The sequence below is a fragment of the Mycobacterium sp. 050272 genome, assembly GCF_039023525.1.
GTDB lineage: Bacteria > Actinomycetota > Actinomycetes > Mycobacteriales > Mycobacteriaceae > Mycobacterium.
On sequence record NZ_JBCHKV010000004.1, the window covers coordinates 37,757 to 63,819 of the forward strand.

At 65.2% G+C, this 26,063-nt stretch carries 26 protein-coding genes and 2 pseudogenes; 17 read left to right on the top strand and 11 right to left on the bottom strand.

Annotated features, from left to right (window positions below):
* The 7 genes from AAHS21_RS10120 (at position 1) to AAHS21_RS10150 (ending at position 7,786) form a co-directional block, all read left to right on the top strand.
* Complete coding sequence (locus tag AAHS21_RS10120; protein ID WP_342927546.1) at positions 1–1,260, top strand: hypothetical protein; 1,260 nt, start codon at positions 1–3, stop codon at positions 1,258–1,260.
* Positions 1,257–2,141 carry a NifU family protein gene (locus tag AAHS21_RS10125; RefSeq protein WP_342927547.1) on the top strand — a complete coding sequence of 295 codons (885 nt, stop codon included), beginning with the start codon at positions 1,257–1,259 and terminating at the stop codon, positions 2,139–2,141. The genes AAHS21_RS10120 and AAHS21_RS10125 overlap by 4 nt, the downstream gene beginning before the upstream one ends.
* Positions 2,138–3,316: an NHL repeat-containing protein gene (locus tag AAHS21_RS10130; RefSeq protein ID WP_342927548.1), complete on the top strand. Its 1,179-nt coding sequence runs from the start codon at positions 2,138–2,140 to the stop codon at positions 3,314–3,316. The genes AAHS21_RS10125 and AAHS21_RS10130 overlap by 4 nt, the downstream gene beginning before the upstream one ends.
* Positions 3,313–4,158: a hypothetical protein gene (locus tag AAHS21_RS10135; protein WP_342927549.1), complete on the top strand. Its 846-nt coding sequence runs from the start codon at positions 3,313–3,315 to the stop codon at positions 4,156–4,158. The genes AAHS21_RS10130 and AAHS21_RS10135 overlap by 4 nt, the downstream gene beginning before the upstream one ends.
* 77 nt (positions 4,159–4,235) lie before the next feature.
* Positions 4,236–4,394, top strand: coding sequence for a hypothetical protein (locus AAHS21_RS10140; protein WP_342927550.1), 159 nt, complete (start codon positions 4,236–4,238; stop codon positions 4,392–4,394).
* 3 nt (positions 4,395–4,397) lie between these two features.
* Positions 4,398–6,290, top strand: a complete 1,893-nt coding sequence (gene nuoL, locus AAHS21_RS10145) for an NADH-quinone oxidoreductase subunit L (protein ID WP_342927551.1) — start codon at positions 4,398–4,400, stop codon at positions 6,288–6,290.
* Positions 6,287–7,786: an NADH-quinone oxidoreductase subunit M gene (locus tag AAHS21_RS10150; protein ID WP_342927552.1), complete on the top strand. Its 1,500-nt coding sequence runs from the start codon at positions 6,287–6,289 to the stop codon at positions 7,784–7,786. The genes nuoL and AAHS21_RS10150 overlap by 4 nt, the downstream gene beginning before the upstream one ends.
* On the opposite strand, the gene AAHS21_RS10155 is transcribed toward AAHS21_RS10150, so the two are convergent.
* The 6 genes and pseudogenes from AAHS21_RS10155 to AAHS21_RS10180 form a co-directional block, all read right to left on the bottom strand.
* Positions 7,783–8,670, bottom strand: a complete 888-nt coding sequence (locus AAHS21_RS10155) for a phosphoribulokinase (RefSeq protein WP_342927553.1) — start codon at positions 8,668–8,670, stop codon at positions 7,783–7,785. The two genes, AAHS21_RS10150 and AAHS21_RS10155, sit on opposite strands and share 4 nt — an antisense overlap.
* A 31-nt stretch (positions 8,671–8,701) precedes the next feature.
* The gene (locus AAHS21_RS10160) at positions 8,702–9,775 is read right to left on the bottom strand and encodes a class 1 fructose-bisphosphatase (RefSeq protein ID WP_342927554.1); all 1,074 of its coding nucleotides are present in this window, start codon (positions 9,773–9,775) and stop codon (positions 8,702–8,704) included.
* Between the two features lie 158 nt (positions 9,776–9,933).
* Positions 9,934–10,713: pseudogene (locus AAHS21_RS10165) on the bottom strand (HAD-IIA family hydrolase); the annotation flags it as partial.
* Positions 10,714–10,718: 5 nt separating this feature from the next.
* A pseudogene (locus AAHS21_RS10170) lies at positions 10,719–10,871 on the bottom strand (type I glyceraldehyde-3-phosphate dehydrogenase); the annotation flags it as partial.
* 158 nt (positions 10,872–11,029) lie between these two features.
* Positions 11,030–12,160: a HoxN/HupN/NixA family nickel/cobalt transporter gene (locus AAHS21_RS10175; protein WP_342927555.1), complete on the bottom strand. Its 1,131-nt coding sequence runs from the start codon at positions 12,158–12,160 to the stop codon at positions 11,030–11,032.
* A gap of 254 nt (positions 12,161–12,414) precedes the next feature.
* Positions 12,415–13,623 (bottom strand): glycoside hydrolase family 76 protein, encoded by a 1,209-nt coding sequence (locus AAHS21_RS10180; RefSeq protein WP_342927556.1) that lies wholly within the window; start codon positions 13,621–13,623, stop codon positions 12,415–12,417.
* Between the two features lie 292 nt (positions 13,624–13,915).
* On the opposite strand from AAHS21_RS10180, the gene AAHS21_RS10185 reads away from it, so the two are divergent.
* Complete coding sequence (locus AAHS21_RS10185; protein WP_342927557.1) at positions 13,916–14,218, top strand: DUF3349 domain-containing protein; 303 nt, start codon at positions 13,916–13,918, stop codon at positions 14,216–14,218.
* 162 nt (positions 14,219–14,380) lie between these two features.
* On the opposite strand, the gene AAHS21_RS10190 is transcribed toward AAHS21_RS10185, so the two are convergent.
* The gene (locus AAHS21_RS10190) at positions 14,381–14,752 is read right to left on the bottom strand and encodes a DUF732 domain-containing protein (RefSeq protein WP_342927558.1); all 372 of its coding nucleotides are present in this window, start codon (positions 14,750–14,752) and stop codon (positions 14,381–14,383) included.
* A 329-nt stretch (positions 14,753–15,081) separates the two neighbouring features.
* Between AAHS21_RS10190 and AAHS21_RS10195 the strand changes: the two genes are divergently transcribed.
* The 3 genes from AAHS21_RS10195 (at position 15,082) to AAHS21_RS10205 (ending at position 18,211) form a co-directional block, all read left to right on the top strand.
* The gene (locus AAHS21_RS10195) at positions 15,082–15,423 is read left to right on the top strand and encodes a hypothetical protein (RefSeq protein ID WP_342927559.1); all 342 of its coding nucleotides are present in this window, start codon (positions 15,082–15,084) and stop codon (positions 15,421–15,423) included.
* A 137-nt stretch (positions 15,424–15,560) separates the two neighbouring features.
* The gene (locus tag AAHS21_RS10200; RefSeq protein ID WP_342927560.1) at positions 15,561–17,033 is read left to right on the top strand and encodes a biotin carboxylase; all 1,473 of its coding nucleotides are present in this window, start codon (positions 15,561–15,563) and stop codon (positions 17,031–17,033) included.
* On the top strand, positions 17,030–18,211 hold the full coding sequence (locus AAHS21_RS10205; protein WP_342927561.1) for a serine hydrolase: 1,182 nt from the start codon (positions 17,030–17,032) through the stop codon (positions 18,209–18,211). Before AAHS21_RS10200 ends, AAHS21_RS10205 begins: the two co-directional genes overlap by 4 nt.
* Positions 18,212–18,222: 11 nt before the next feature.
* Here AAHS21_RS10205 and AAHS21_RS10210 read toward each other — a convergent pair whose 3' ends face one another.
* The 3 genes from AAHS21_RS10210 to AAHS21_RS10220 form a co-directional block, all read right to left on the bottom strand.
* The gene (locus tag AAHS21_RS10210) at positions 18,223–18,822 is read right to left on the bottom strand and encodes a hypothetical protein (RefSeq protein ID WP_342927562.1); all 600 of its coding nucleotides are present in this window, start codon (positions 18,820–18,822) and stop codon (positions 18,223–18,225) included.
* Positions 18,823–18,991: 169 nt separating this feature from the next.
* Positions 18,992–19,651: an enoyl-CoA hydratase-related protein gene (locus AAHS21_RS10215; RefSeq protein WP_342927563.1), complete on the bottom strand. Its 660-nt coding sequence runs from the start codon at positions 19,649–19,651 to the stop codon at positions 18,992–18,994.
* Entirely contained in the window at positions 19,635–20,285 is a 651-nt protein-coding gene (locus AAHS21_RS10220) for a helix-turn-helix domain-containing protein (protein WP_342927889.1), read from the bottom strand. The genes AAHS21_RS10215 and AAHS21_RS10220 overlap by 17 nt, the downstream gene beginning before the upstream one ends.
* 154 nt (positions 20,286–20,439) lie before the next feature.
* Between AAHS21_RS10220 and AAHS21_RS10225 the strand changes: the two genes are divergently transcribed.
* The 4 genes from AAHS21_RS10225 (at position 20,440) to AAHS21_RS10240 (ending at position 24,162) form a co-directional block, all read left to right on the top strand.
* Positions 20,440–20,739, top strand: a complete 300-nt coding sequence (locus AAHS21_RS10225; RefSeq protein ID WP_342927564.1) for a hypothetical protein — start codon at positions 20,440–20,442, stop codon at positions 20,737–20,739.
* Between the two features lie 78 nt (positions 20,740–20,817).
* Positions 20,818–21,579, top strand: a complete 762-nt coding sequence (locus tag AAHS21_RS10230; RefSeq protein WP_342927565.1) for an SDR family oxidoreductase — start codon at positions 20,818–20,820, stop codon at positions 21,577–21,579.
* A 61-nt stretch (positions 21,580–21,640) separates the two neighbouring features.
* Positions 21,641–21,889, top strand: coding sequence for a hypothetical protein (locus AAHS21_RS10235; RefSeq protein WP_342927566.1), 249 nt, complete (start codon positions 21,641–21,643; stop codon positions 21,887–21,889).
* Entirely contained in the window at positions 21,886–24,162 is a 2,277-nt protein-coding gene (locus AAHS21_RS10240) for a SpoIIE family protein phosphatase (protein WP_342927567.1), read from the top strand. The genes AAHS21_RS10235 and AAHS21_RS10240 overlap by 4 nt, the downstream gene beginning before the upstream one ends.
* A gap of 13 nt (positions 24,163–24,175) precedes the next feature.
* Here the strand turns inward: AAHS21_RS10240 and AAHS21_RS10245 are convergent, their stop codons facing one another.
* Complete coding sequence (locus AAHS21_RS10245) at positions 24,176–24,826, bottom strand: biliverdin-producing heme oxygenase (protein WP_342927568.1); 651 nt, start codon at positions 24,824–24,826, stop codon at positions 24,176–24,178.
* A gap of 145 nt (positions 24,827–24,971) precedes the next feature.
* Here AAHS21_RS10245 and AAHS21_RS10250 point away from each other — a divergent pair, with 145 nt between their 5' ends.
* Positions 24,972–25,256, top strand: a complete 285-nt coding sequence (locus AAHS21_RS10250) for a hypothetical protein (RefSeq protein ID WP_342927569.1) — start codon at positions 24,972–24,974, stop codon at positions 25,254–25,256.
* Positions 25,257–25,313: 57 nt separating this feature from the next.
* Positions 25,314–26,054, top strand: coding sequence for an SDR family oxidoreductase (locus AAHS21_RS10255; RefSeq protein WP_342927570.1), 741 nt, complete (start codon positions 25,314–25,316; stop codon positions 26,052–26,054).
* Positions 26,055–26,063: the final 9 nt, after the last annotated feature.

A 26,063-nucleotide genomic window follows, 5' to 3' on the forward strand; every position in this document is an offset into this window, starting at 1 on the left:
ATGACCACTACCGCTGAAGCCGCCCCCGCCACCGCCTTGGCGGCCAGACCGCAGCCGCTCGGCGCGTTCCCGCTGCCGCTGGGGTATCTGCTGATCCCCGCGGGATCCGAGCACGACGCGGTGCGCACGGCGCTGTTGGAAGGAAACGAACCGGCCACCTGGCCCGACGGGTTGCGGGCACTGCAGCTCGCCCATTCCGGTGATGTCGAGGCGGCGCTGGGCCGGCTGACCACCGATGATCCCGTGACCCGGTACAACCGGTTCGTGCTGGCACCCGACGGTGTCGACACCGACAAGCTGCGCGCCGACCTAGGCGAATTCGGCGTCCTGGTCGACCTGGTGCTGTTCACGATCGGCGAGCGAGACACCGTGCCCGAAGTCGACGGCGCCACCGGCGAACTTGCCGCCGTGGCGTTGGCCGCGCACGCCAGTCACGCTGTGGCACAAGGTGATCCAGCGGTAGCCGTCGCTCTGCTGGAGCGCGCCGCCCAGGCCGCCGCCGACGTGTCGTCGTGCCTTGAAGGTGTGCTGGTCGGGGCGGCGGGATCGATCTGCCGCGATATGGATGAGGCTTCGGCATTGGAGGCTCAGCCGCGTCTCGAACGGGCGTTGAGTCTGCTCGACGGCGCCGATGGACTGCGCGTTGCGCGGGCGGAATTGCATCTGGGCGTCGCGGCGCTGATACACGAACGCGCCCAGGACAATCCGGGCCTGTTAACCCAAGCGATACCGCATTACCACGCTGCGCTGCAGCTGGTGTTGCGCGAGGAGGCGCCGCTGCTATGGGCGTCGGCGCACGCCAATTTGGCGACCGCATACCTGACGATGCCGATGGTAGAAGCGTCCGGCCAGCTGCGTCTCGGGGTGGCAGCGCAATCGCTGCGTTCGGCGCTGAAGGTCTATACACCCGAGCGGTACCCAGACCAGTGGGCGAGCGTCCAGCTGAATCTTGCTAATTCGCTGGTGTATACGCCATCCAAACACCAGGCCGACAACCTCGTCGAAGCGGTGGAACTGTACGAAGCCGTGCTCGCGGCCCGCGGCCGCGACACCGACCCGCTGGGCAGGGCCCGGGTACTGGCCAACCAGGGTAACGCTCTGGCCCACCTCGGGATGTTCGACCAGGCCAAGGCCAAGCTCTACGAGGCGCGGTTCCTCTTCGAGGAACAGCAGGACCACGATTCGGTGCGGGCGGTTCGCGGCGTCCTCGACGAGATCGCCAGGCAGAGTGCGCTTTTACGTTCCGAGGATGTCACATGACGATGGTCGCGAAGGTGTTGGGGTCCGGGGTCGAAGAACTGGCCAAGCGGGTCGACGACGCGGTCGCGGCGTTGGCCGATCTCGACCCGAAGGCGCGCGCTGTGGCCGAAGAACTGAAGTCCGCCCTGGAGGCGGTGCACCGGGAGGGACTGGTCACCATGGTGCGCCGCATGCGTGCGGACGATGCCGCCCGTGCGGTGCTCTTCGAACTGGTCGACGATCCCGTGGTGCATCTGCTGCTGTCGCTGCACGAGATCGTTCGGCCTGACCCGCTCACCCACGCGGGCCGAGTGCTGGAATCGGTGCGGCCCCAGCTGCAAAGTCACGGAGGCGACGTCACCCTGGTCCGGGTCCAAGACGGCACCGCCTATGTGCGCCTGGACGGTGCCTGCAACGGCTGCTCGATGTCGTCGGTCACCCTGCGCAACCTGGTCCAAGACGCGTTAGTGCAGCAGGTGCCCGCGATCTCGGCCGTCGAGGTGCTGCCCAACGAGCCTTCGCCCACCCTGATCCCGATCGAAGCGCTGCGTATCGGCCCAACCTCCAGCCGCGAGGGGTGGGCCATGGTTGGTCCCGCCGCGGGACTGCTCGACGGTGCGTTGACCGCGTGCAGCCTGACAGCCGATTCCGGAGAGCGGGCCGAGGTGATCGTCGTCAGCGTCGAGCACCGGTTATCCGCATACCGCAACGAATGTGCCCACGAGGCAATGCCATTGGACAACGCGATCCTCGACGCGGACAACGGCACCCTGACCTGCCCGTGGCACGGCTTCTGCTACGACGCGTCCTCGGGCGAATGCCTGAGTGCACCCGGCGCGCAACTCGAACAGCTGCCACTGCGCGTGGACAACGGAGACGTCTGGGTCCGAGTGCGCGGATGAGCCGCTACACGGTCCGGCGCAACATCACCGCGCTACCCCCGCGGGTCGACCCGGTGGCCGAACTCGACCTCACCGACGGCTGGTCGCCCGACGTCTGGCTGGGCGCACCGGCCCCCGGCGGCCTGGCGCTGCCACCGGCGAAACCCACCATGGCGTGGATGTATTCGCCACGCGGCGTGTGTCTGGGGGATGAACATCTGGTGGTCGCCGACTCCGGAAACCATCGCGTTCTGCTGTGGCACGGGATACCGACAAGCGACGAGCAGCCGGCCGATGTGGTACTGGGTCAGCCGGACGGCTCGACGGAAGGACGCGCGGCGGGCGGACGCGGACCCGAACGCGGAATGAACCTGCCCACCGGGGTCCTGGTGCATGACGGACGACTCATCGTCGCCGACGCGTGGCATCACCGCATTCTGATCTGGGACGAAGTACCGCGGCGCAGTGACGTCGCACCCGACATCGTGCTGGGACAGCCCGACGCGTCTTCGGTCGACCCCAACGCCGGCGCCGACTGCTGGGCGGGGTCCTTTTATTGGCCGTTCGGCATCGCGGTGATCGGTGACGCGTTCTGGGTCGCCGATACCGGTAATCGTCGTGTGCTCGGTTGGCGCAACGGAATTCCCGACCCCGGTCAACCCGCCGATGTGGTGCTCGGCCAGCCCAGCGCCGCACACCGGGAGGAGAACCGTGGCGAAGATGCGGGGCCCGCGAGCTTCCGCTGGCCCCACGACATCGCCGGACACGGCGATCTCCTGCTTGTCGCCGATGCCGGCAATCACCGCATTCTCGGCTGGTCGCCTCCGCCCGACCTCGACGGTCCCGCCGGCGTCTTGGTTGGCCAGCCGGACTTCAGCAGTTCGCAGGAATGGCCATACGGTCCGCACACGGGTGACAGGTTCCGGTTTCCCTATGCGATCGGTTTAGCGGGGGACCGGCTGGCGGTGGCCGATACCGCCAACAACCGAATCCTGTTGTGGGACGGCTTTCCCGTCGACGGCCGCCCGGCTGATTACGTGTTGGCCCAACCGCACTTCGGCGCCAACGGCGAGAACCGCTGGACGTCGGTTCAGCGTGACACCCTGTGTTGGCCTTACGGGCTGTCGCTGAGTGGGGACCGATTGGCGGTTGCGGACTCGGGAAACAATCGGGTCGTAATCTGGCGACGGCGATGAGACCGCGCATCGTCCAGACTGACGGGCAGATCGGGTTCTACTGGGTCACATCCGCGGGCGTGCGCACCTCGCTTCCGCGGCTGGTGGCCGACGACGACGAGGCCGATCGGCTGGTGGCCACGCACCTGGAAGCACTTGACGACGCATTGATCTTCGCGGCCGAGTCGTTCGGCGAAATCCTCGGTGGCGGAAGAGGTCCCGCCGATGCCGCCGAACGCGACCGCCTGGTGGAGCTGCACCGGGCATTGGACCGGTTGTGTCTCGAGTACGCGGCGGCCAGCGATCTCGCCGGGGTCAAGCCCGACCTGCGCGCCGGAAAGATCATCGGAACCACCGCACTGTTCTCCATCCGCACCCGGCAGTCGCTCGGCCTGCTCGGACCGGCACCGCTGGACGGGCAGCTTGACGAACCCACCCTCGGGGTGGTGGGCGGCTTTGGACAAATGCAGCAAGTGGATCCGAACCGGCCGTGGCTGGGTGGCCGGTGGGTGGTGAGAACCGAAACAGGACAAAGATTTCCGCTCACGTTGTCGATGTTGATGTTCGACAGCTCAGGAGTGAACAAGGAGGGCGCACGACGGGAGCACCTGGATGCGCTCAGATCGGTGATCGCGGCGTCACGGGCCGCCGGGGCCGATCCACTGGCCGTCACCTGTGCCGTCGACTGGCTGCTCTACGACTGGCTGATGGCCCACCGCGACGGACCCGACAGTGCCGAGATCGTCTTTCCCAAAGGGTACGAAGGTGACGCGGGTGTCGTGGTGGCGGCCGCCGCCACCTCGGTGGCGGCGCGGGCGACCTTCGACCCGGGGCTGGCGGGCCTGGACGCGCTCCGAGGCTGATAGGTCCTGCGAAACCACCTGGTGTATCCCCCGATTCGGTGATCAGCGGGCCGGCGGGAGTGCGCAAGCTACCAGGTGTGGATCCCCATCTTCTCATCATGGTTCTCGTGGTGGTCGCGGTAGCGGTCGTGTGCGAGGTGGCGGTCTCGCTGATCGCCACCATGGTTTCGGGTCGTGACGATCACGGCGCCAACTCGGGCGTCGGCGTGGACGACGTCACAATACGCAGGCATTGACACATGGCGCCGCTCATCTGGTTGGTGATTGTGTTGCCATTGGCCGGTGCGGCGATCATGCTGCTTGGCGGCAAGCGCACCGATGCCTGGGGTCATCTGCTTGGATGCGCCACCGTGCTGATGTCTTTCGGCTGGGGCCTATGGTTTTTCGCCGGCATGCTGCAGCGCGCCGCGCCGGATCGCGTGCTGCACGAGACATTGTTCACCTGGGTGCCGATGGTCACGCTCAATGTCGAGTTCGGTCTACAACTAGATGCGCTGAGCGTGTGTTTCGTCCTGTTGATCACCAGTGTCGGTGCGTTGATCCACCTGTATTCGATCGGCTACATGCGCGACGACCCGGCGCGACGCCGATTTTTCGGCTACCTGAACCTGTTTGTAGCGGCGATGCTGTTGTTGGTTATTGCCGACAACTATCTCGGACTCTACTTGGGCTGGGAGGGTGTCGGTTTGGCGTCGTACCTACTCATCGGATTCTGGTCGGATAGACCGGCCGCGGCGACAGCGGCCAAGAAGGCCTTCATCGTCAACCGGGTTGGGGACGTGGGGCTGGCGCTGGCGATGGTGATGATGTTCGCCAACCTCGGGAACCTTTCCTATGCAGGGGTATTCGGCCAAGTGTCGTCGGCTTCGCAGCATACCCTGACCCTGATCGGCTTGGCCTTGCTGCTGGCGGCCTGTGGCAAGTCCGCGCAGGTTCCGTTGCAGTCGTGGCTTGGCGACGCGATGGAGGGGCCGACTCCGGTCAGTGCGTTGATTCACGCGGCGACCATGGTTACCGCTGGCGTGTATTTGATCGTGCGCTCGGGTCCCGTGTTCGATGCGGCCCCCGTCGCCCGTACTGCGGTGGTGATCGTCGGAGCGGTCACACTGCTATTCGGTGCGATCGTCGGCTGCGCCAAGGACGACATCAAGAAAGCCCTTGCGGCTTCGACCATGTCGCAGATCGGGTACATGGTGCTGGCGGCCGGTCTGGGACCGGCGGGTTACGCCGTGGCGATCATGCATCTGCTCACGCATGGCTTCTTCAAAGCCGGGCTTTTCTTGGGCGCCGGATCAGTGATGCACGGTATGAATGACGAGACCGATATGCGCCGCTACGGCGGACTGCGCAGGGCGATGCCGATCACCTTCGCCACCTTCGGGCTCGGTTATCTGGCGATTATCGGCGCCCCGCCCCTGGCCGGGTTCTTCTCCAAGGACGCGATCATCGAAACTGCCTTCGCGGCAGGCGGTTTCCGCGGTGCGCTGCTGGGCACCGCGGCGTTGCTCGGCGCCGGGCTGACGGCGTTCTACATGACCCGTGTCATGGTAATGACGTTTTTCGGCCAACCTCGCTGGCGCGCGGACGCCCACCCCCATGAATCACCTGTCGTCATGACGGTACCCATGATGGTGCTGGCCCTGGGCTCACTCGGTGCCGGGGCGTCGCTTGCCGTCGGCGGAACCCTGCAACGCTGGCTGCAACCGGTAACCGACGCGAACCACTCGGCCGAGTTGTCGCCGCCCGCGCCCGGCTGGGCGCTCACGGGTATTACATTGACCATCGTCGCTCTCGGCGCCGTGATCGGCTATCGCAGCTATGGGACTCGCCCGGTGCGGACCGCCGCCTCGGAGTGGGTGTCGATCTTGGTCGTCGCGGCTCGCCGCGATCTGTTTGGCGACAGCGTGAACGAGGCCGCGTTCATGCGGCCCGGACAACGCCTTTCGCGGCACCTGGTCGACGTGGAACGTCTGCGAATCGACGCCGCGGTCGAAGGCATTGCGCACCTCGTCGGTGGTGGCTCGACACAGATCCGCAGGGCCCAGACTGGATTCGCGCGCTCGTATGCGCTGGCGATCTTCCTCGGAGCCACCATGCTGCTGTTGAGCATGGTGGTGGGGAAGCTGGCATGAGTCAATTCCCCTTATTGAGTGCCCTGTGGCTGACGCCTCTGGCGGGAGCATTTCTGGTCCTGTCGATGCCGGCCAACCGGCCGACGGTGGTCAAGTACGCCGCTGTCGGCGTCTGCACCGGCGTGCTGGTGATCGCCGGCACGTTGACCGTTCTCTTCGATCCGGCGGAACCCCGCTACCAGTTCGTCGAAAGCCATTCATGGATAAGGTCGTTCGGGGCCGGATACGTCGTCGGTGTCGATGGCGTCGCCTTGGTCCTGGTGATCTTGACGACGGTGCTGATGCCGCTCCTACTGATCGCCGGGTGGAATGACGCCGAACAACCGCGCGGCTATCTGGCGCTGATGCTGGTGGTCGAGTCGATGATGCTCGTCTCGCTGCTTGCGCTGGACGTCCTGCTCTTCTTCGTCTTCTTCGAAGCGATGCTGGTCCCCATGTTTTTCTTGATCGGCCGTTACGGGGGCCCGGGCGCCCCTCGTGCCGCGCTGAAGTTCCTGCTGTACAGCCTGTTTGGTGGATTGCTGATGCTGGCCGCGCTGATCGGATTGAACCGGGCGATGGGTGGAACTTTCGATTTCCGTGCCATGGTGGCCACGGTAACCTCCGGTGGCATCTCATCCAGTCCTGCGGTCATGAACCTTGTCTTTCTCGGCTTCATGTTCGCCTTCGCCGTCAAGGCGCCGCTGTGGCCATTGCACACCTGGTTGCCGGGCGTAGCCACCGAAGCGTCGCCGGTGACCGCGGTGTTGATGATGGCCGTCGTCGACAAGATCGGTACCTTCGGGATGCTCCGTTATTGCCTAACACTATTTCCCGACAGCGCAATTCAGTTTCGGCCGTTGGTTGCGACGCTCGCGGTTGTCGCGATCATCTATGGCGCCTTGGTCGCCATCGGGCAGCGCGACATCATGAGCGTGATCGCCTATACGTCGATCAGCCATTTCGGCTTTATCGTCCTGGGTCTTTTCGTCATGACGGAACAGGGTCAATCCGGCGCGACGCTGTACATGGTCAACCACGGTGTGGCGACCGCTGCATTGTTTCTGACTGCCGGATTTCTGGTGTCGCGTAAGGGCACCCGCCTTATCGCGGAGTACGGCGGAATCCAGCAGGTCGCTCCAGTGCTAGCCGGAACTTTCTTGATCGCCGGCCTGGCTTCGCTGGCCTTGCCCGGGCTGGCACCCTTCGTCAGCGAGTTTTTGGTGTTGGTCGGCACGTTTACCCGGTACCCCGCGTTTGCGGTGGTGGCCGCGACTGCGCTGGTGCTTTCCGCGATTTACGTCCTGTGGCTATACCAACGGGTGATGACGGGCCCCAAGCGGCAAGAAGACGCTGCGCTGCGTGATTTGCGGCCACGTGAACTGGCCGTGGTCGTCCCGTTGCTGGTGCTGCTTGTCGTCCTGGGTGTGTATCCGAAACCCGCTCTGGATGTCATCAATCCGGCGGTCGCCCACACCGGGACCGATGCGGCCGCGCCACCGCCGAGGCGAGGTTAGTGCGCCGCCGACAGCTGCGCTTTGCGTAGTTCCAGCAGACGCAGCACCATCGGTGTGAAGATCAGCTGCATGGCCAGATCCATCTTGCCACCGGGGCACACGATGGTGTTCGGGCGCGACATGAACGAATCATGCAGCATGGCAAGCAGATACGGAAAGTCGATGCCGTGCGGGTCGCGGAATCGGATGATCAGCATCGATTCGTCGGCGGTCGGTATCGACCGGGCGATAAAGGGGTTGGACGTGTCGACGACCGGCACCCGCTGGAAATTGACGTCGGTGTGCGAGAACTGGGTGCACATGTAGTTCAGATAGTCAGGCATGCGTCGCAGAATGGTGTCGGTCACCGCTTCCGAGGTGTACCCGCGGGTCACTTTGTCGCGGTGCAACTTCTGGATCCATTCGAGGTTGATCACCGGCACCACGCCGATCCGCAGGTCGGCATGCGCAGCGACGTCCACCTCGTCGGTGACGATCGCGCCGTGTAGCCCTTCGTAGAAGAGCATGTCCGTGTCCTCGGGAATCTCCTCCCACGGCGTGAAGGTACCCGGCTCCTGTCCATACGGTTCGGCCTCTTGTTCGTCATGCAGGTAGCGCCGCACCTTGCCGGTACCCGTCTCGCCGTAGGTCTCAAATAGGCTTTGCAGATCGTCGAACAGGTTGGCCTCCGGACCGAAATGGCTGAAGGAGTGATCGCCGCGCGCGTGTGCGTCGGCGATCGCGGCCTTCATCGCGACTCGGTCGTATCGGTGAAAGCTGTCACCCTCGACGAACGCGACATTGATGCCTTCGCGGCGGAAGATCTGATCGAAGGTCCGCATGACGGAGGTTGTCCCCGCCCCGGAGGAACCGGTAACCGAGATGATCGGGTGCAGACGCGACATATGTTGCCTCCAAGGATGATTGAACGATTGATTAGCCGACTACGCTGCGGTACAGGCCGCGGACGCCGTATAGCGGTGACGTGGAGGGCCGTACGTAGTCCTGGCGGTGGTAGTCCTCGATCAGCTTGACCTCATCGCACGCCCCGAATATCAGAGGCACCCGCTGATGGAGGCTCGTCGGGACCACGTCGAGGAGGCGTCGACGGCCGGTGCTGGCGGCCCCACCCGCCTGCTCGACCAGGAATGCGATCGGGCTGGCTTCGTACAGCAGCCGAAGGCGTCCCGGCTTCTCCGGATCCTTGGTGTCACGCGGGTACAGGAATACGCCGCCGCGGCTCAGGATTCGGTGTGTCTCCGCGACGAGCGACGCAACCCACCGCATGTTGAAATCCTTGCCTCGTGGACCGGTCCGGCCGGCCAAGCACTCGTCGATGTATCGCTGGACCGCGGGCTCCCAGAACCGCCTGTTCGAGGCATTGATGGCGAACTCGCGCGTGGAATTCGGGATTTGGATCGACGGTCGGGTCAGGACGAATTCCCCGAGCGTGGGATCCAACGTGAAGGCGTGTACGCCGGTACCCACTGTCAGCACCAGCATGGTCGACGGGCCGTAGATCGCGTAGCCGGCGCACACTTGCTGCGAGCCGGGCTGTAGGAAGTCCTCGAGCGACGGGTCAGCACCCGGACTGGCCGCACGCAGAATCGAAAAGATGCTTCCCACTGACACATTGACGTCGATATTCGACGAGCCGTCGAGCGGATCAAAAACCAGCAAGTACTTGCCCCGCGGATATTGCGCGGGCAGTAGATACGGATCGGCCAGCTCCTCGGAGGCCATTCCCGCCACCTGACCACCCCACTCGTTGGCGCGCAGGAAGTAGTCGTTGGCCAGTAGGTCGAGCTTTTGCTGCTCCTCGCCTTGGACGTTCACCACATTGGCGGCACCCAAGACGCCGCCGAGCTCGCCCTGCGCCACCCGGGTCGAGATGGCTTTGCAGGCAAGGGCGACGTCGAGAATCAGCGAGTTCAGTTCGCCGCTGGCTTCGGGGTGGCTTCGGCGTTCTTCGATCAGGAACTTGACCAGCGTGGTGTGACGGGTAAGCATGCGCGGGAACCTCCGGCGGGCAGCAAGATACCTACCCATCGTCGGACCGGCAGGACGTTGGTTCATCCCCCGGTCGGGTGGTCGGGCGGGGGCACGCGGACGCCGACCCGTCACGATGGCCGGACCTACCGGCAGTGATACCTGAGACTTGCCGGGTCGTCGTGATGGATCCCGCGCAGGTCCGCAGCGATGTAGGTCGGCTGCTGTGCCGGCTGCGCACGCAGCGCGTCGGCTGCGCTACTCACCCCGCTGAGCACCAACAAGCTGGGCAGCCCGGCGGAGTTCGCACCGGCTATGTCGGTGTCGAGCCGATCTCCGACCATCAACGGCCGCTGAAAGTCGCCGCGAGACAGCGCTTCCCGGAAGATGAAGCCGTGTGGCTTGCCGACTACTTACGGTTCGGCGCCGGTCGCCGCGCGCAGCGCCGCCACCAGAGAACCGTTTCCGGGCACCAGGCCACGCTCGGTCGGCAGGGTGAGATCGGGGTTGGTGGCAACCCACGGTGTCCCGGCGCCAATCGCCAGGGCCGCCTCGGCGAGATCACGCCAACCGATGTCCGGGGCGAATCCCTGGACCACCGCATCCGGGCCGTCGGCCCACCGCCGGATTGGCTGCAGGCCAACCTCGTTGACCTCGGTTGCCAGTGCGTCCGAGCCGATGACCAGCACCCGCGAGCCTGGGGTCAATTCGGCGCCCAGCAGGAGTGCCGCGCATCGGCCGCTGGTGACGATGTCGTGCGGGCTCGCGTCAAAGCCCAACTCGCACAGGTATTGTGCGACCTCGGCAGCGCTGCGTGACGCGTTGTTCGTCAGGAAAAGGTTGCGGGTTGTGGTCCGCGAAAGCGCATCAGCGACGCCGTCGATCGCACGTGTTCCGCGCAACAGCGTGCCGTCGAGGTCGAGTAACAAGCAGTCGTGCAACGTGGCAAGCGAGACCACGTACGTCACCGGTGGTGTGGCGACATGCCGACCAGTGTGACCAGGTCAACGAGTCGGGTGGAGTATCCGCACTCGTTGTCGATCACGCTGGTCAAGCCCGAGTCGAAGATCGAGCTGTGCGGGTCGGTGACGATGTCAGTGGCCACGATCGGGACCTCCGTCACTTGTCTCTCTCGCTGCAGATTGGGCGGCGCCGCCAGACACAGCCGGGCGTTGGCGATACCCTAGGGCCGGCTTTGCCTGGTCATCACCCCTGAATGGGGGAGGCCAAAGAGTAACTGCTGGAACGGATTGCGAACGCAGATACCCGGCGAATCTAGGGCGCGCTGTCGCAGGGGGCGGTCCATTTCTCTTCGATGCGGCCATAACGCCAGACGAGCAGCGCCAGCACCCAGGTGGCGACGAAGAGGGCGACCACGACGAAGCCGACGGTGTTGAGGTCAAGGCCGGTGAGCCAATCCCAGAAGGGACCCCGCCATCCCAGTTGTTCGGTGAACAGGTTCAGCAGTTCGATGCTGCCGATCACCCACGCCACGACGACGGACAGACCAGTGATCGTGATGTTGTAGTAAATCTTGCGCACCGGGTTGGAAAACGCCCAGCCGTAGGCGAAGTTCATGAACGAGCCGTCGATGGTGTCCAGCAGGCACATTCCGGCGGCGAACAACACCGGCAAACACAGGATCGCGTACCAGGGCAGCCCGGCCGCGGCACTGGTGCCGGCCAGCACGAGCAGGGCGACCTCGGTGGCGGTGTCGAAACCGAGGCCGAATAGCAGGCCGATCGGGTACATGTGCCAGGACTTGGTGATCGAACGAGTCAGTCTGCCCAGGAAACGGTTGAAAAATCCGCGGTGCTCCAATTGCCGTTCCAGTTCGGCGGCATCGGTGTCCGGGTCGTATTGGCCGCGGCGCAATCGCAGGAACACCCGCAGGATTCCGACCAGCACAATGGCGTTGAGGATGGCGATCAGGTAGAGGAACAACCCCGAGACGCTGGTGCCGATCAGGCCGGCGTAGTGATGCAGCGCCGAGGAGTCGTCCTGGACCGGTCCGACGATCGCCTTGGCCCCGACGGCCAGCAGCATCGCCAGCGTGAACACCACGGTGGAGTGGCCCAGTGAGAAGAAGAACCCGACGGCCAGGGGGCGCCGGCCGTCGCTCATCAGCTTGCGGGTGGTGTTGTCGATGGCGGCGATGTGGTCGGCGTCGAAGGCGTGCCGCAGACCCAGCGCGTAAGCGGTCAGCCCGACGCCGATGCCAAAGGCCTTGCCGCCCACACTTAGTCGTGCCGGCTCAACGACCAGCAGTAGGGTGGACCAGCCGATGAGATGCAGCGCCACGATCACGGTGACCATGACTGAAACGCGCCGCCACTCCTGGGGCGTTAATGCGCTCTGCCATCCAAAGCGCAGTGAGCGTTTCCGTTCACCGACACCATCTACCACGACGCGGCTCCTCTGGCGCGGCTTGCGACCCCATGCAAAGGTAGTGCCGACGATGAATTAGTTGCAAGTGATTTGCAGGACATTGGCGCGTAAGTTTGCGACCGATACTCAACCGTTTCGCACATCGACCCGCTCGGGCCGCATTCGTGTCTGACCGCGAAACGCCTATTGGCTTCGAGCCAAAACAGCAGCAAGCCCGTTGCATGTTGGCGGCTTGGCGGCGAACCGGCGCGGCGGACCTGGGCCGGCGCGGCTCAGTGGCCGGCGGCGGTGAGCTGGTGATCCGCCTCGAGCAGCATCCAGGCGCTCAGCTGTATCGAGAGATCGCGGCTGGGGTTCGGCGGGGAAGCATGCGACGAGTCCGCGAACTGGGTAAAGCTCTCCAGACCCGCCGGCGCGGTGACCGGGCGGTTCCAGTGCGCACCGAACAACGGCAGCCCGTCCACTTCGGCGCGGTTGTCCCAGGCGGCCCGCGCGGAAGCGTGCACGAGCTGCGCGGCGGTGGTGTCACCCAGAGCCAGCGCGGTCTGAGCGAGATACCGGGCGAGAATGCCCATGAACAGCCCGGAGTCGTTGCCGGCGCACCCGGCGATCACACCCCCGTCGGCGAGCCTGTTGGCGGTACCGGCAACGAGCGCCGCCGCGCGGTCGCGATGGCTCGAATCGTTTGTGCGCAGCGCCAATTCGGTCTCCAGCCCGATGGCCACGCCCTGACAGTAGGTCAGCAGCGAGCGGTCCATCCGCCCGCTGGGTTCGTGCACGCCGTCGAAGATCAGGCCGCTTTCGCTGTCGCGCAGCCGGGTGTGCAGATAGTCGGCGAGTCGTTCGGCGCGGGACAGGTTGCCCAGGCGCGCCATCGCGATGCCGGTCGGACCAACCCCGGAAGTGCTGTAGTAATCGTGGCCGATCTTCCACGGCACCGCGCCGACGGCCGGGTTCCAGCCATTGAGCAGGGCGGTCCGCAGCTTCGGAACGGCGTCGCCGAACCGGACGCCGAGCAGCCTGTCGGCGCGTTCGAGTGCGAGCGCCAGCCACGACATGTCGTCGCAGTACGAGTTGGTCCAGCTGGCGAGATTGCGGGTGTAAATGCCGCGCGCGATGGCGCCGATCCGGTCGATGCGTTCGGGGGTGCGTGCGCGGTATGCGGCGTCCACGGCGCAGTCCAGCAGGTGCGCCTGCCACCAGTAACACCAACGGAACAACAACAATTGGTCGAACAGGGAGGACGGCCAGTGCAGCGTGCCCAGTTGCAGCTCCGACTGCCACCAGAGCGTGTGCACGTGTCGTTCCATCACCGCCCGCTCCGCCAGGTCTGCGCGCTCCGCGGGCCCCACCGGGCCGGTGGACGACTTCTGCATGATCGCCGACGCTTGTGTCGGCTGGTTCACCGCGGTCAGCGCGATGGCGCCGGCGACCGCGATAAGCAATCCTCGTCGGCTGATCCCGCTGTTCGGGCGATCCATCCGCTCGAGCTCCCCTTTACTGAACAACGATCGGCGGCCGGAAACCGTGCAGCCGGATTTTATTCTGACATCGACGAAACCCTGAAGGACCAGAAAACCGGGCGCGTCCGGACATCGAGTCGGCGAACGGCAGTTCGGGCGATGCATCCGGCAACCTTAAGCGGACCGGTACAGACGGTGGCCCCGTTGGACAAACTGTTAACAGGCCGTTTCTGATGGGTGAAAGGGGTTCCCCCGTTGTGGTGGGACCAGCAAGGGTTGTTAACCAGGGAGTCGAGGAGCGGGGGAGTCGATGTCGCTATCGGATGTAGTGATGCGGGCGGTTGGTTTCCTGCGTGCCGGCTATCCCGAAGGTATTCCGACGCGCGACTATGTGCCGCTACTCGCCCTGCTTCGTCGCCGCCTTTCCGACGACGATGTCATCGCTGTCGCCGCGGCGGTGATCTCCCACAACAACGAGTCGGCGGACGTCACGGACGTGCGAGTCGCAATCACCAAGCTGACCGATGAGATGCCGTCGCCCGAAGACACCGAGCGGGTCAAGCGGCGACTGGCCGCGGTCGGCTGGCCAGTTGATGACGAGGTCGAGCGATAGTCCCCGGAAGTGACCGAATCGCCAGCTTATCCGGCCGAATGCAGCTCGAAGATGCGGCCGTTGCCACGAACTAGGATGCGGCACTGGGCATTTCGGGTACTGCCACGCCTTGATTCATGACCGCAACAAGAAAACAAGTGTGAAAATGGTTGTGCTGCAACACTAGCTAGGAATCTGGCCTTGATGGCTGGGACAGTAGACCGTCACTGATGCCGTGACGAATTTGACCGCGGTGCGGGTAACCCGATCGGGAACCAGACGTAAAGACGGACTGCCCGCGTACGTCGTATTCGTCTCCTCGTCGACGACGGATTGGAACGAGGAGCCGCTATCGAGTTCGCCACAGATTTCGCGAGCTCGATAGACCAGCCCGGGCACGTTGTCGATGACGGGAATCTGTAGCTGCGCGAGTGTCGCCACGAACTGATCTTCCTGCGTATCGGCGCGCGTTGCGCCGGCACAGGTGATCGCGACGGAAAGCACCGTCGAGGCGCTCACCAGAGCGCCCGCCACCCTGGTGATGTGGATGCGCACGGCACGTTTCCCGCTTCGTCGGTGTCACCTGCTCGGCGTCTCATTAGATCGACACCAACCGGTAACAATGGAGGCAACCAGCGCCTGCAATGATGGAAATCGTAACTGGCTGCAACCGTGAATCACCACTCGGCTTTCGCGCGCACTCGCAGACGAGGGGAAGGGCGCGACGGACGCGCAGGGGTATGACCGAATCGAACCGAAGCGAGATGTCGCCGTCTGGCACGACGGCTACCCGCAGGCGGCCACTGCCTGCTCTGGTTGTCGTTATCGTGGCCCTGATCAGCTCGAATGTGACGGGTGGGCCGATGCACCGAGCTGGCGTCGGCATGCCGAACGGGACCCGCTCGGCAAACATTTCCGCAACTGGCGCGCGCGGCGTGCTGCTGATCGGACAGATCAGCCCGACTCCGCTGGGGGACATCACACCGGATCCGCCGCCGGGCATCCCGGCGCCAACGGCAAAGCCGCTCGAGCCGCCCGTGGCGGCGCCGCCACCCCGGGCACAACAGCCGCAAGCCCCTAAGCCGCAACCACAGGCACCGGCACCCCAGGAGCAAGGACCCGCACCGGCGCCGGAAGCGCCTCCGCCGCCGCCTCCACCGCCTCCGCCGCCGCAACCTCCGCCGTCGCCGCGCCCGCCGGGCGGCCATGTCCAGCTCTCACCCTGAGGCAGACGACGCCTCGAACCGGATGCTCCCGAGACGCTGCGCAGGGCCAGCGGCACGGGCACACTGGTGGGCATGCAGATACTTGAGCTCACCGTGTTGACCGACGCCACCCGAGCCGCGATGTCACCGCGGCAGGCGTGATCGTGGCGCCGGAGCCCGAGCGTCGGGTGCTCAACGGTCTGTCGGACATACGCGCGTTCTTTCACACGAACAAGGTGCCGCTGTACTTCATCTCGCCTACCCCGTTCAATTTGCTCGGCGTTGACCGTTGGATACGAAACTTCTTCTACCTCACCTACTTTGACTCTTTCGAGGGCACCCACTCGCGCGTTTTTGTGCCCCGGCGACGCGATCGCCGTGATTTCGACTCGATGGACGAGGTGTGCAGCCACCTGTTGTCCGATCCCGAGACACTCGAGTTCGTCGCGGGCAAAGGTCCCGGGGGCAAATGCTGCTTTGTGATGCTGAACGAGGAAATCCAGGCCCTCGCGCGGTCCGCCGGTCTCGAGGTGATGCATCCGCCGATCGAGCTGCGCCAGCGACTGGGCTCGAAGATCGTCATGACGCGGCTGGCCAACGACGCGGGTATCCCCAGCGTCCCGAACGTGATCGGGCGCGCCGGCTCCTACGACGAATTGCAGGCACTGGCACACAGCGCCGGATTGGGAGACGACCTCGTCATCTCGATCGCGTATGGCAACGCCGGCAGCGGGACGTTCTTCGTGCGCGGTCAGCGCGACTGGGACGAGCATGCGGGTGACCTGACCTCGCAGCAAGAACTCAAGGTCATGAAGCGCATCCGCAATGTGGAGGTTTGCCTCGAGGGTGCGGTGACCCGCCATGGCACGGTGGTCGGCCCCGCGATGACGAGTCTTGTCGGGTATTCGGAGCTCACTCCGAGCCGGGGCAGCTGGTGCGGCAATGACATCTGGCGCGAGGTGCTGCCGCCCGCCCAGACCCGCGCCGCGCGAGAAATGGTGGCAAAGCTGGGCGACGTCATGCGCCGCGAGGGCTACCTCGGCTATTTCGAGGTGGATCTTCTGCACGACCTCGACTCCGACGAGTTGTACCTCGGCGAGGTGAATCCGCGGCTGTCCGGCGCCAGCCCGATGACGAACTTGACCACCGAGGCCTACGCCGACATGCCGCTGTTTCTCTTCCACCTGCTCGAGTACATGGACGTGGAGTACGAGCTCGACATCGACGAGATCAACGCGCGCTGGGAGCGGGGCTATGGCGAAGACGAGGTCTGGGGCCAGGTGATCATCACGGAGACGTCCCCGGATATCGAGATCTTCACCGCGACGCCACGCACCGGGGTGTGGCGCATCGACGACGACGGCCGGGTCTCCTTTTCGCGTACCGCCAACGACTGGGCAACGCTGCTCGACGGCTCCGAGGCCTTTTACATGCGGGTCGCGGCACCTGGCGACTTGCGGTCCGAGGGCGCCCAACTCGGCGTGCTCGTCACTCGCTCACACCTGCAGACCGACGACTATCAGCTCAGCGAGCGCTGCCAGCGCTGGGTCAAGGGGATGAAGGCGAAGTTCGTCTCGACGCCTTTGACGCCGGCCGCGCCGATCGTCTCGCGGCTCGTCGCACGAGCGTGAGCCGCCCGGCCGGTATCTCGCTGGACAACTGGTTGTCGCCGCCCTATGCGCATTGGTCGTTCCAGCACATCGAGGACTTCGTGCCGACAGCGCTAATCCCGCGCGGGGACGGTCCGGTCGCGGCGTTGCCCGCAGCCGGCGCCCCGGTCGCCGAGATCCCGGTGATCAGCACCGCAGGCACGGCCACCACCGTGGGCGCGGTGATGACCGACACTGCGACCGACGGGTGGGCCGTGGCCCACCGCGGGTCGATGGTGGCCGAGGAGTACCTCGACGGCATGGGCGCCGAGACCCGGCACCTGCTGTTCTCGGTGAGCAAGTCGCTGGTGGGTGCGGTGGTAGGCGCATTGCACGGCGCCGGTGCGATCGATCTTGACGCTCAGGTCACGAAATACGTTCCCGCCCTTGAGAATTGCGGATATTCTGGTGCGACGGTGCGCCACCTGCTGGACATGAGGTCGGGTATCGAGTTCTCGGACAACTACCTTCATCCGACCGCGGAGATCCACGTTCTCGATCAGGCGATGGGATGGGCGCCGACGAGCAACTCCGACGTCCCATCCACGTTGCGCGACTTCCTGTTGACCCTGCAGCAGAAGTCGGCGCACGGTGGCCCGTTCGAATATCGCTCGTGCGAAACCGACGTACTCGGCTGGATCTGCGAGGTGGCCGGCGCCCGGCGAATGCCCGCGCTGATGTCGGAGCTGGTGTGGAGCCGCGTCGGCGCCCAACGCGATGCCACCATCGCGGTCGACGCGGCCGGAACCGGATTCTTCGACGGCGGCATCAACGCCTGTCTGACCGACATGATCCGGTTCGGGTCGCTGTTCTTGCACGACGGCGTCTCGTTGACCGGACAGCAAGTGGTGCCGGCCGCGTGGATCGCCGACACTGTCGCTGGCGGTCCGGACTCGCGTGAGGCCTTTGCCGCTAGCCCCGACGACACCCAAATGCCCGGCGGCATGTACCGCAATCAAGTGTGGTTTCCCTACCCGGGCAACAACATTGTGTTGTGCCAGGGGATGTGTGGCCAGATGATCTACGTCAACCGGGACGCCGAGCTGGTCGCCGCCAAGTTATCCACCCAGCCGGACGCGGGGGATCCGCAGATGCTGTGGGACACGCTGCACGCATTCGACGCGGTGGCAAAGGAATTGGCAGGAATAACAACCGAGTAGCAGTCGATGCGTCATTGATTCGGCTGGTAGACCGTCGGCGGTCCGAAGCCCGGGCCGGTAAGGCAGCTGGGGCCGTTTTGTTTGGTGCAATCCAAGATCTGCCCCGGAGGTGGCGTCGGCGTCGTCGTCGTTGCGGTGCGCTGAAAAGCGAAATTCAGGCCGGTCGCGCTTCCGGCACCGGCGCAGGAGCCGTAGGCGGGAACGGTCATCAGTGGGTATTTCGGCCACGATGGATCGGTGGGGACCTCGACTTGCCAGTGCCCGTCGGTTACCACCCCGCAGCCGGTGTCGTACCCACCCGGCGGTTTCGGGCCGATCATCACGTACATGCCGACGACGTCTCTTTGAGCAGACCCGGACACGGTGAGTTTCCCGTTCTTCAGCGGACCGAACGTGAGACCGCTATCGGGCACTTTCGCCAAAGTGGTGGTCGTCGGCGCGGTTGCGGGGTTTGTCAACGACGGCGGTTGTTTGTCGCTGCTGAGCAAATTGATCGACGGCGGGATCGCCGAGACAACGGCCGCGCACAGCGCGAAGAGTCCCGTTATCTTGGCCGCCCTCGCCACGGAGTCGCCGGCGCCGTTTCCATTGTGTCTGCCGATTCCTAACATCGCTCTACCTCCAAACGAGAGCTCCTCGTGCGCAACGACATCGGGTACGCGCCCCGGCCTGTGCGACATAACGCTCTTGCTCTTGGCAGGTACCTTCGGTGTGAGAATTGTCGGGCCGTATCGTGCGCGGCCGCACGAGTAGTTCACTACTCCATTGCTGTGGCTTGCGTTAGTCGCCTACCGGCCGCAGCGCCGCGGTGACCGAGCCGTACATCGTGGCCTTGATCGCTCCAACGGTGCCGCGGTCTTTGCCGAGTAGTGGCTGCAGCCGGCTGACGGCGGCACTCACCAACTCTTCGCCCGGGGCGGTGTCGTCGACGAGGCCGGCGGCATGTGCATCGGGTCCGGTGAAACGGTGGCCGGTCGTCATGGCCGTCACCGCCGTCTGCGGCGACAGTTTGGCTTGCACCAGTGCCGCCATGCCCTTGGTAAAGGGGATCTTGATGTCGACTTCGGGAAAGCAGTAATAGCCGCGGTCCGATCGCATCACCCGGTAGTCGTGTGCGATGGCCAACATGGCCCCCGCGCCGAAGGCGTGGCCGTTGACTGCAGCGACCGTGGGCCGCGCAAAGGTGAGCAGGCGAGCAAGCAGGCCTTGCACGGCTTCGATATACCAATCGCCGCGGCTGCTGTTCGCGGACAGCCAGTCGAGGTCGAGGCCGTTGGAGTAGAACTTGCCGGTGCCCACCGTGACCAGAGCGTCGGCGTTGTTCTCGATGTCCGTCAGGTGAGAGTTGACGGTGTCCAGCCATTCGGGTGAGAAGCGGTTTTCGTCGTCGCCCAACGTCAAAACCGCGATGGACCCATCGCGTTCAACCGTCACGGTCATGGTGTGCTCCTTGTTTTTTCTTGGTGGATGCCTTGATCGGGGGGGTCAGCGTCAACACGGCACGCACGGCGACGTCGAGCCGTTGCAAGGCCGCGCTATCGGGCGGCTGCTGGCCTCGAATCACCAGGGCAGTAGGCAATTCGACAACGCAGGCGCGTATGGCGGCTACCGCGCAGCGGTCGCGCCTGTTCCACATGCGTTCGCTGAGCTCGATGAGCAAACCGCCCAGCTCGTGATCGAGCCGACGCAAATCGTCGGCCAATTCGCCGGGTAAGTCGCCGGATTCGAAGAGGTCGTCCCGCCGCACCGCGAGCAGGAAACGGGCTGAGACGGGATCTTGGCTGAAGAAGGTCGCGGGACACCGGGCAGCGGCGACTACCGCGTCCACCACCGGTTTCCGCGCGGTACCGGACGATAATGCTTGCGCAACCGCGGCACGTTGGACGCAGAGATATCTCTTCGCGGCGCGCAGCCAGACGTGCCCCAGCAACCCTGCGCGGGATCCAAACGCGTGGTAGATCGCCCCGTTCGATATCGACGTCGCGTCCGAAAGAGCGCGGATGGTGACGGCACGAGGTCCGGATTCGGCGGCCAGCCGCTCGGCCATATCCATCAATTGGGACAGATCGAGCACCCTCGGGCGAGGCATGTCGACACGATAACAGAGCGAGCGCTCTGTTATAGCGGCGCCCGACGACGTGAACGTGAAGTGTCCCCGCGGTGACGGTTCGGCATGACGTCGGGCGATTCGACGCGCCGGGGTGTGCGGTGCAGGTTATGAATCTACGGTGAGCACCCACCATGTGAACCTGACCCAGCAGGAAAGCTCGTTGATCGGCGAGAGTCATCCCGAGTCGCTCAAGCGGATGGACGAGCAGGCGCTGAAGGAATTGCAGAGCCGGCTCAGGCAGGCACGCGAGAAGAACTTCAGCTTGTTGCGGCGTCAGGGTGCGGCTCGGGTGGAGGCCGAAGGCGCTCGCGGCGCCGCGCAGCCGGCCAACGAAAAGCGCGGCGAAAAGGTGGAGATCTTCGACGAGGCACTGGCTCGGGTGGGCCAGCGCTTGGATGCCATCAGCGAGGCCGAATAGCGATAGCGCTGGCGCGGGAAGGCCGGCGGCAGCGTGCGCGTTGAAACGCACAATGCTGCGCTGCCTTAGGAGACCTCGATGGGACTGCTCGACCACAAGACCGCCGTCGTTACCGGTGCCAATTCGGGTATCGGTCTGGCCACCGCCGAGCGCTTCATCGCCGAAGGTGCCGACCGAGTGTTCATTACAGGTCGACGGCAAGCCGAATTGGATTCCGCGGCACTGCAACTGGGTTCCCGCGCAATCGCCGTGTGCGGCGATGTCGGAAAGCCCGAGGACCTCGACCGGCTGTACGCCAAGGTCGGCGAGGCCGGCAGGGGTCTGGACATCCTGATGGCCAACGCCGGGTCCACCAAGGTCTCCCGCCTGGGTGAGATCACCGATGACGATCTCGACACGCTGTTGACGACGAACGTCAAAGGCGTGGTCTACACGGTCCAAAAAGCGCTGCCGCTACTCAACGACAACGCTTCGATCATTTTGACCGGGTCCACCACCGCCGACCGCGGCCGCCCGGGGCTCAGCGTTTACGCCGCCACCAAGGCAGCCGTACGGTCGTTTGCCCGCACCTGGGCCAGCGAACTCGCTGATCGCAAAATTCGGGTCAATGTCCTGGTCGCCGGCTCCACCGCCACCCCGGGCAGCGACGCACTGGCGGCTCAAACCAGCCCGAACGCGTCGATCGAAGAGTTTCGCGCCGGCCGTGTCGCCACGATCCCGTTGGGGCGCTTCGCCGACCCCGTCGAAATCGCCCATGCCGCGGTGTTTCTCGCCAGCGATCTGTCGAGCTTTACCACCGGGTCGACGCTGACCGCGGACGGCGGATTCAACCAAGTCTGACTTGGCTGGCGATCTCGACTTACAGCCGCCTACACGTTTGCCGGGGTGCGTACTGACAGGCATGGAGCTGTACGGAGGCCTGCCGTCGTTGTTTGCGCGTTTGCTCCGGCCGTACCTGGCTGAGGAACCGATGGCTGCCAAGGTTCATCGCCGGGCGCCCGACACTCGGCAGCAGCTGGCTGACCACGACGTTAGTTTCGCTAACCTGGTTGAAGACGGTCGGGCCGTCGCCCTCTTTGCCGAAGTACAAAAAGATGCTTTTGCGGGAGATTGCGTGCTCAACGAGACGCTGAGCATCTCGCCCTCGTGACGAACGAGGTGCGGATTCCGCGACTGCCAGGGGAGGGCCGGCAGATCGACGATCTCGTCCCCGTGGGTACACCCATCGACCTCGAAAACTGTGCTCGCGAGCCGATCCATATCCCGGGCAGCATCCAGCCGCGCGGGGTGCTCGCGGTGGTCCGCGAGCCGGCCTTCGAGGTGCGTCAGGTCAGCGCCAATGTCAGCGAGCTGCTCGGTCGTCCCGCCGAGGCTGTGCTCGGCCGGCATCTGTCGGCCCTGGTCGGCCACCAACAGGCCGGCCGCATCGAGCAGGTGGCTTCCAGCTACGGCAGCCTGCGCCAGCACAACCCGCTCGAGTGCGTGATCGACGTGGCCGGGCAGCGGCGAGCATTCGACGCCATCCTGCATCGCGAGCCGGGCGGGGTGCTGTTGGTGGAGCTCGAGATCGCCTATGGCGAGCGGCCGTTCTCCTTCCCGAACACCTATCAGGCGGTACGCGGTGCGGTGGAGGAGCTGAACCGGGCTTCCACCCTGACCGAGCTGTACGCCACCGCCGCGCGGGCCGTCCGCGATCTGACCGGCTTCGACCGGGTGATGGTGTACCGCTACGACGAGGAGTACAACGGCGAGGTCGTCGCGGAATCGAAACGCGACGAACTCAATTCCTTTCTGGGACTGCACTATCCGTCGACTGACATCCCGGCGCAGGCACGCGCGCTCTACGAGAAGAACTGGATCCGGCTCATCTCCGACGTCGACTACGCGCCGACGCCGCTGCTGCCCGGTGTCGACCCGGAGAGCGGCACGCCGCTGGACCTCACCTATGCGACGCTGCGCAGCGTCTCGCCCATCCACGTCGAGTACCTGCAGAACATGGGCGTGCACGCGTCGATGTCGATCTCGCTGTTGCGCCGGGGGCGGCTGTGGGGGCTCATCGCCTGCCATCACTACGCCGGTCCTCATCTGCCGCCGTTCGGCACTCGGGCGGCTGCGGAGTTCCTCGGCTCGACCCTGTCGTTGCGACTTGTCGACCGGTTCGAGGACGAACAGCTGCATCAGCGACTGGCCGCCCAAGCGGTGCTGGGCAAGCTGACCGCCGCCACGCTCGACGACCGCGAATCGCTGACGGCGGCGTTGCTCGGGGCGCCTGACCTGCTCGACCTGGTGCCGGCCGAAGGCGTCGTGGTCAACATCCAGGGCGATCACCAGACCCGAGGGTCGGTTCCGCCGCCGCGGGTGGTGGCCGCGGTCATCAACTGGGCACGCGGTGCCGACGACGAGATCGCCAGCAGCGAATGCCTGTCGGGCGAGCTGCCCGACCTCGACCTCGACCCGCAGTCGGCTGCCGGCGCGCTCGTGATCAACCTGCCCGACGGCCAGTACGCCGTCTGGTTCCGCCGCGAGGTGCTGCGCTCGGTCGACTGGGGCGGCGACCCGCACAACAAGACCATCGCGGTCGGCGAGGGCGACGGCGTGCGGCTCAGCCCGCGCAAGTCGTTCGACCGGTGGCGCGAGATCGTCCATCAACGCAGCGAACCGTGGACGCCCAGTGAGTGCGAGTCCGCTGAGTCGTTGCGACGCCACCTGGTGGAGTCGCTGTACCGTCGCACCCGGGGCGCGCTGCGCATGGCCGAGATGGTGCAGCGCAGCCTGCTGCCCGAGTCGATACCCGAGCTCGAAAGTTGGCGGCTGTCAGCGTATTACGAGCCAGCTGCGGGCGGTAACGTGGGCGGGGACTGGTACGACGCATTCGAGCTGCGCGACGGCCGCTTGATCCTGCTGATCGGTGACGTTGCCGGGCACGGCATCACCGCGGCCGGCACGATGGCGCAGTTGCGCAACGCGTTGCGGGCGCAATTGTTCGCCGGGGCGACACCGGCCGAGGCGCTCACCCAGCTCAACGAATTTTGTGTGCACATGCTGCCCGGCGCCTTCGCCACCGTCATCGCCGTGCGGGTCGACCTCGGCTCGGGCTTGGTGCAGGCTGCGTGTGCGGGCCACCTGATCCCGTACCTGACCCACCCGTCGACAGTCCTTGCGCCGATCGAACTTTCGCCGCCGATCGGCATCCGGGGCGTGACATATGTACCGAGCGAATTCACCGTCGAGCCCGGCAACGGGTTGGTCATGTACTCCGACGGCCTGGTGGAACGGCGAGGCGAGGTGATCGACGAAGGTCTGGACCGCCTGGCCCAGACCTTGAGCCGCGCGGCCGATGCCCCGGCATCCAGGATCTGGACCGCGATGGACTCGGGCAATATCGACGACGACGTCACGGTCGTCGCCCTCCGGCGCCCCTGAACTTTCGCGGTGACTACTGCTGATACGCCGGCAGGTTGTCCGACAGTTCGTCGAACACCGCCTGATTGAGGCCGAACGCGACCTTGACTTCCTCGACTGCACGACGAACCGCGTCGGGACCGAGGCGCAGCGCGTCAATGCGAGCCCGATAGCGATCTTTGAAAGGCTTGGGCCGCATCGGGAATCGATACATCGCCAGCCCGGCACCCCCGAGTGAAAACGTGCGGTCAAGAATCTTACCGATCGCCTGGCCGCCGGAGAGGTCCCCGAGATAGCGGGTGTAGTGGTGGGCTACCAGCGCCCCGCCCCACGAGGCTCCCTGAATTCGGTCGCGGTAGGCCTGGGCGGCAGGCGATTGGATCTCGTTGCCGCCGTTGGGGTTCCAGTGTTCGAGGTCTGCCTCGATGGCCGGCAGGCGTTCCAACATCGGATCGTATACCGCGGCCACCATCGGATCGTCGCGACGGCTGCGGACGGCTTCCTCCAAAGCGGCATAAACCACGCGCAGGCGGAGCAGATAATCGGCGTAGCCGTGATTGTTGACCCGTCCCGCCAGCAACTCGGTCACGAACGGCGACTGCTCCGCCCGGGCGTGCTCTTCGGCCGAGCCTTCCTTCATCGCGACGGAAAGCGGCCGGCCCGTCTCGGCGACGCTCACCGGCATTGCGTGCTCTCCTCGATGCAGCCCGCCCAATTCATCGTCTTGGATGCTACCGAGCCACTGCCCGCGCTGGGAGGCTGATCCTTGTTGGCCTAGGTGTATCTCGCGCGTGACCTGATCGCGACGGCGACAGTGGACGCTCGTCACCATGGCGGTTCTGGTGCTGGTGTGTGCGCTTGCGGCCGCGACATGCGTCGGCTATTACATGGGGCGTCGCGCCAGCCCGTCGCGACCGAGCTGGAGACAGCGCACCAGTCGGGTCGCGATAGGCAGGCTCGCGCTGAGTTTCGTGGTGCTGGTGGCTGCCCGGCGCATCCGGCAGACCGCCCGGACCCACCGTCCATTGCGTCCCGTAGATCTGAAATCGGTTGAGCCGGTTGAACTTCTGCGCTGGGGTGTTGCCCTGGTGTTGAGGCGCGCACGGCTGGTGTGACGGGGCTTGGAACCCCTGCTGGGATGCGCCACCGCGAGAGTTGATTTGCTAGTCGTCATGACAACACTGCAGGGCAAGGTCGCGTTCGTCACCGGCGCATCGTCGGGCCTGGGCGCCGAAACAGCCAAGCTGCTTTCCCGTCAGGGCGCGACGATTTTCGGCATAGCCCGGGATAAAGCACGCTTGGCCGAGGTTTTCGCAGACATCGAGCGTGGTTCTTACGCATCGGTGGACGTCGGCTCGGCGCAGACCTGCAAGGAAGCCGTCGAACAGTGTGTCCGCGAGTTCGGCGGTCTCGACGTCCTGATCAACATCGCCGGCAAGCACCAGATGCGCCGGACGGAGTCGATGACCGACGACAACTGGGCCGAGGACCTCGCGGTCAATCTGAACGGTCCGTTCTATCTGTGCCGGGCCGCGCTGCCTCAGCTGCTGGAACGGGGCGGCAACATCGTCAACGTCGCGTCCATTGCCGGTGTCGAAGGGCAGGCCTATTCGGCCGGCTACTGCGCGGCCAAGCATGGACTCATCGGGTTGACCCGGGCATTGGCGGTGGAGTACACCGCGGACCGCCTGCGCGTCAACGCGGTATGCCCGGGCGGCATGCTCACCCCGCAGATCGAACAGTTCAGTGCGCCAGAAAATCCGAACTACGACCTGATCATGCGCACGGCCTCGCCACGGGGCATGATGGCGCCCCTCGACGTCGCGAATGTGATCGCGTTCCTGGCCAGCGACGCCGCGACGGCCGTTCATGGCGCCGTCTACCGTGTCGACAATGGCAAGGGTGCCGGGTAGCTTAGCCGA

Coding starts and splice junctions, on each gene's coding strand:
- AAHS21_RS10120 (WP_342927546.1), top strand. CDS start 1: ATGACCACTACCGCTGAAGCCGCCCCCGCCACCGCCTTGGCGGCCAGA.
- AAHS21_RS10125 (WP_342927547.1), top strand. CDS start 1,257: ATGACGATGGTCGCGAAGGTGTTGGGGTCCGGGGTCGAAGAACTGGCC.
- AAHS21_RS10130 (WP_342927548.1), top strand. CDS start 2,138: ATGAGCCGCTACACGGTCCGGCGCAACATCACCGCGCTACCCCCGCGG.
- AAHS21_RS10135 (WP_342927549.1), top strand. CDS start 3,313: ATGAGACCGCGCATCGTCCAGACTGACGGGCAGATCGGGTTCTACTGG.
- nuoL (WP_342927551.1), top strand. CDS start 4,398: ATGGCGCCGCTCATCTGGTTGGTGATTGTGTTGCCATTGGCCGGTGCG.
- AAHS21_RS10150 (WP_342927552.1), top strand. CDS start 6,287: ATGAGTCAATTCCCCTTATTGAGTGCCCTGTGGCTGACGCCTCTGGCG.
- AAHS21_RS10155 (WP_342927553.1), bottom strand. CDS start 8,670: ATGTCGCGTCTGCACCCGATCATCTCGGTTACCGGTTCCTCCGGGGCG.
- AAHS21_RS10160 (WP_342927554.1), bottom strand. CDS start 9,775: ATGCTTACCCGTCACACCACGCTGGTCAAGTTCCTGATCGAAGAACGC.
- AAHS21_RS10180 (WP_342927556.1), bottom strand. CDS start 13,623: ATGGATCGCCCGAACAGCGGGATCAGCCGACGAGGATTGCTTATCGCG.
- AAHS21_RS10185 (WP_342927557.1), top strand. CDS start 13,916: ATGTCGCTATCGGATGTAGTGATGCGGGCGGTTGGTTTCCTGCGTGCC.
- AAHS21_RS10195 (WP_342927559.1), top strand. CDS start 15,082: ATGCCGAACGGGACCCGCTCGGCAAACATTTCCGCAACTGGCGCGCGC.
- AAHS21_RS10210 (WP_342927562.1), bottom strand. CDS start 18,822: ATGTTAGGAATCGGCAGACACAATGGAAACGGCGCCGGCGACTCCGTG.
- AAHS21_RS10215 (WP_342927563.1), bottom strand. CDS start 19,651: ATGACCGTGACGGTTGAACGCGATGGGTCCATCGCGGTTTTGACGTTG.
- AAHS21_RS10230 (WP_342927565.1), top strand. CDS start 20,818: ATGGGACTGCTCGACCACAAGACCGCCGTCGTTACCGGTGCCAATTCG.
- AAHS21_RS10235 (WP_342927566.1), top strand. CDS start 21,641: ATGGAGCTGTACGGAGGCCTGCCGTCGTTGTTTGCGCGTTTGCTCCGG.
- AAHS21_RS10245 (WP_342927568.1), bottom strand. CDS start 24,826: ATGCCGGTGAGCGTCGCCGAGACGGGCCGGCCGCTTTCCGTCGCGATG.
- AAHS21_RS10250 (WP_342927569.1), top strand. CDS start 24,972: ATGGCGGTTCTGGTGCTGGTGTGTGCGCTTGCGGCCGCGACATGCGTC.
- AAHS21_RS10255 (WP_342927570.1), top strand. CDS start 25,314: ATGACAACACTGCAGGGCAAGGTCGCGTTCGTCACCGGCGCATCGTCG.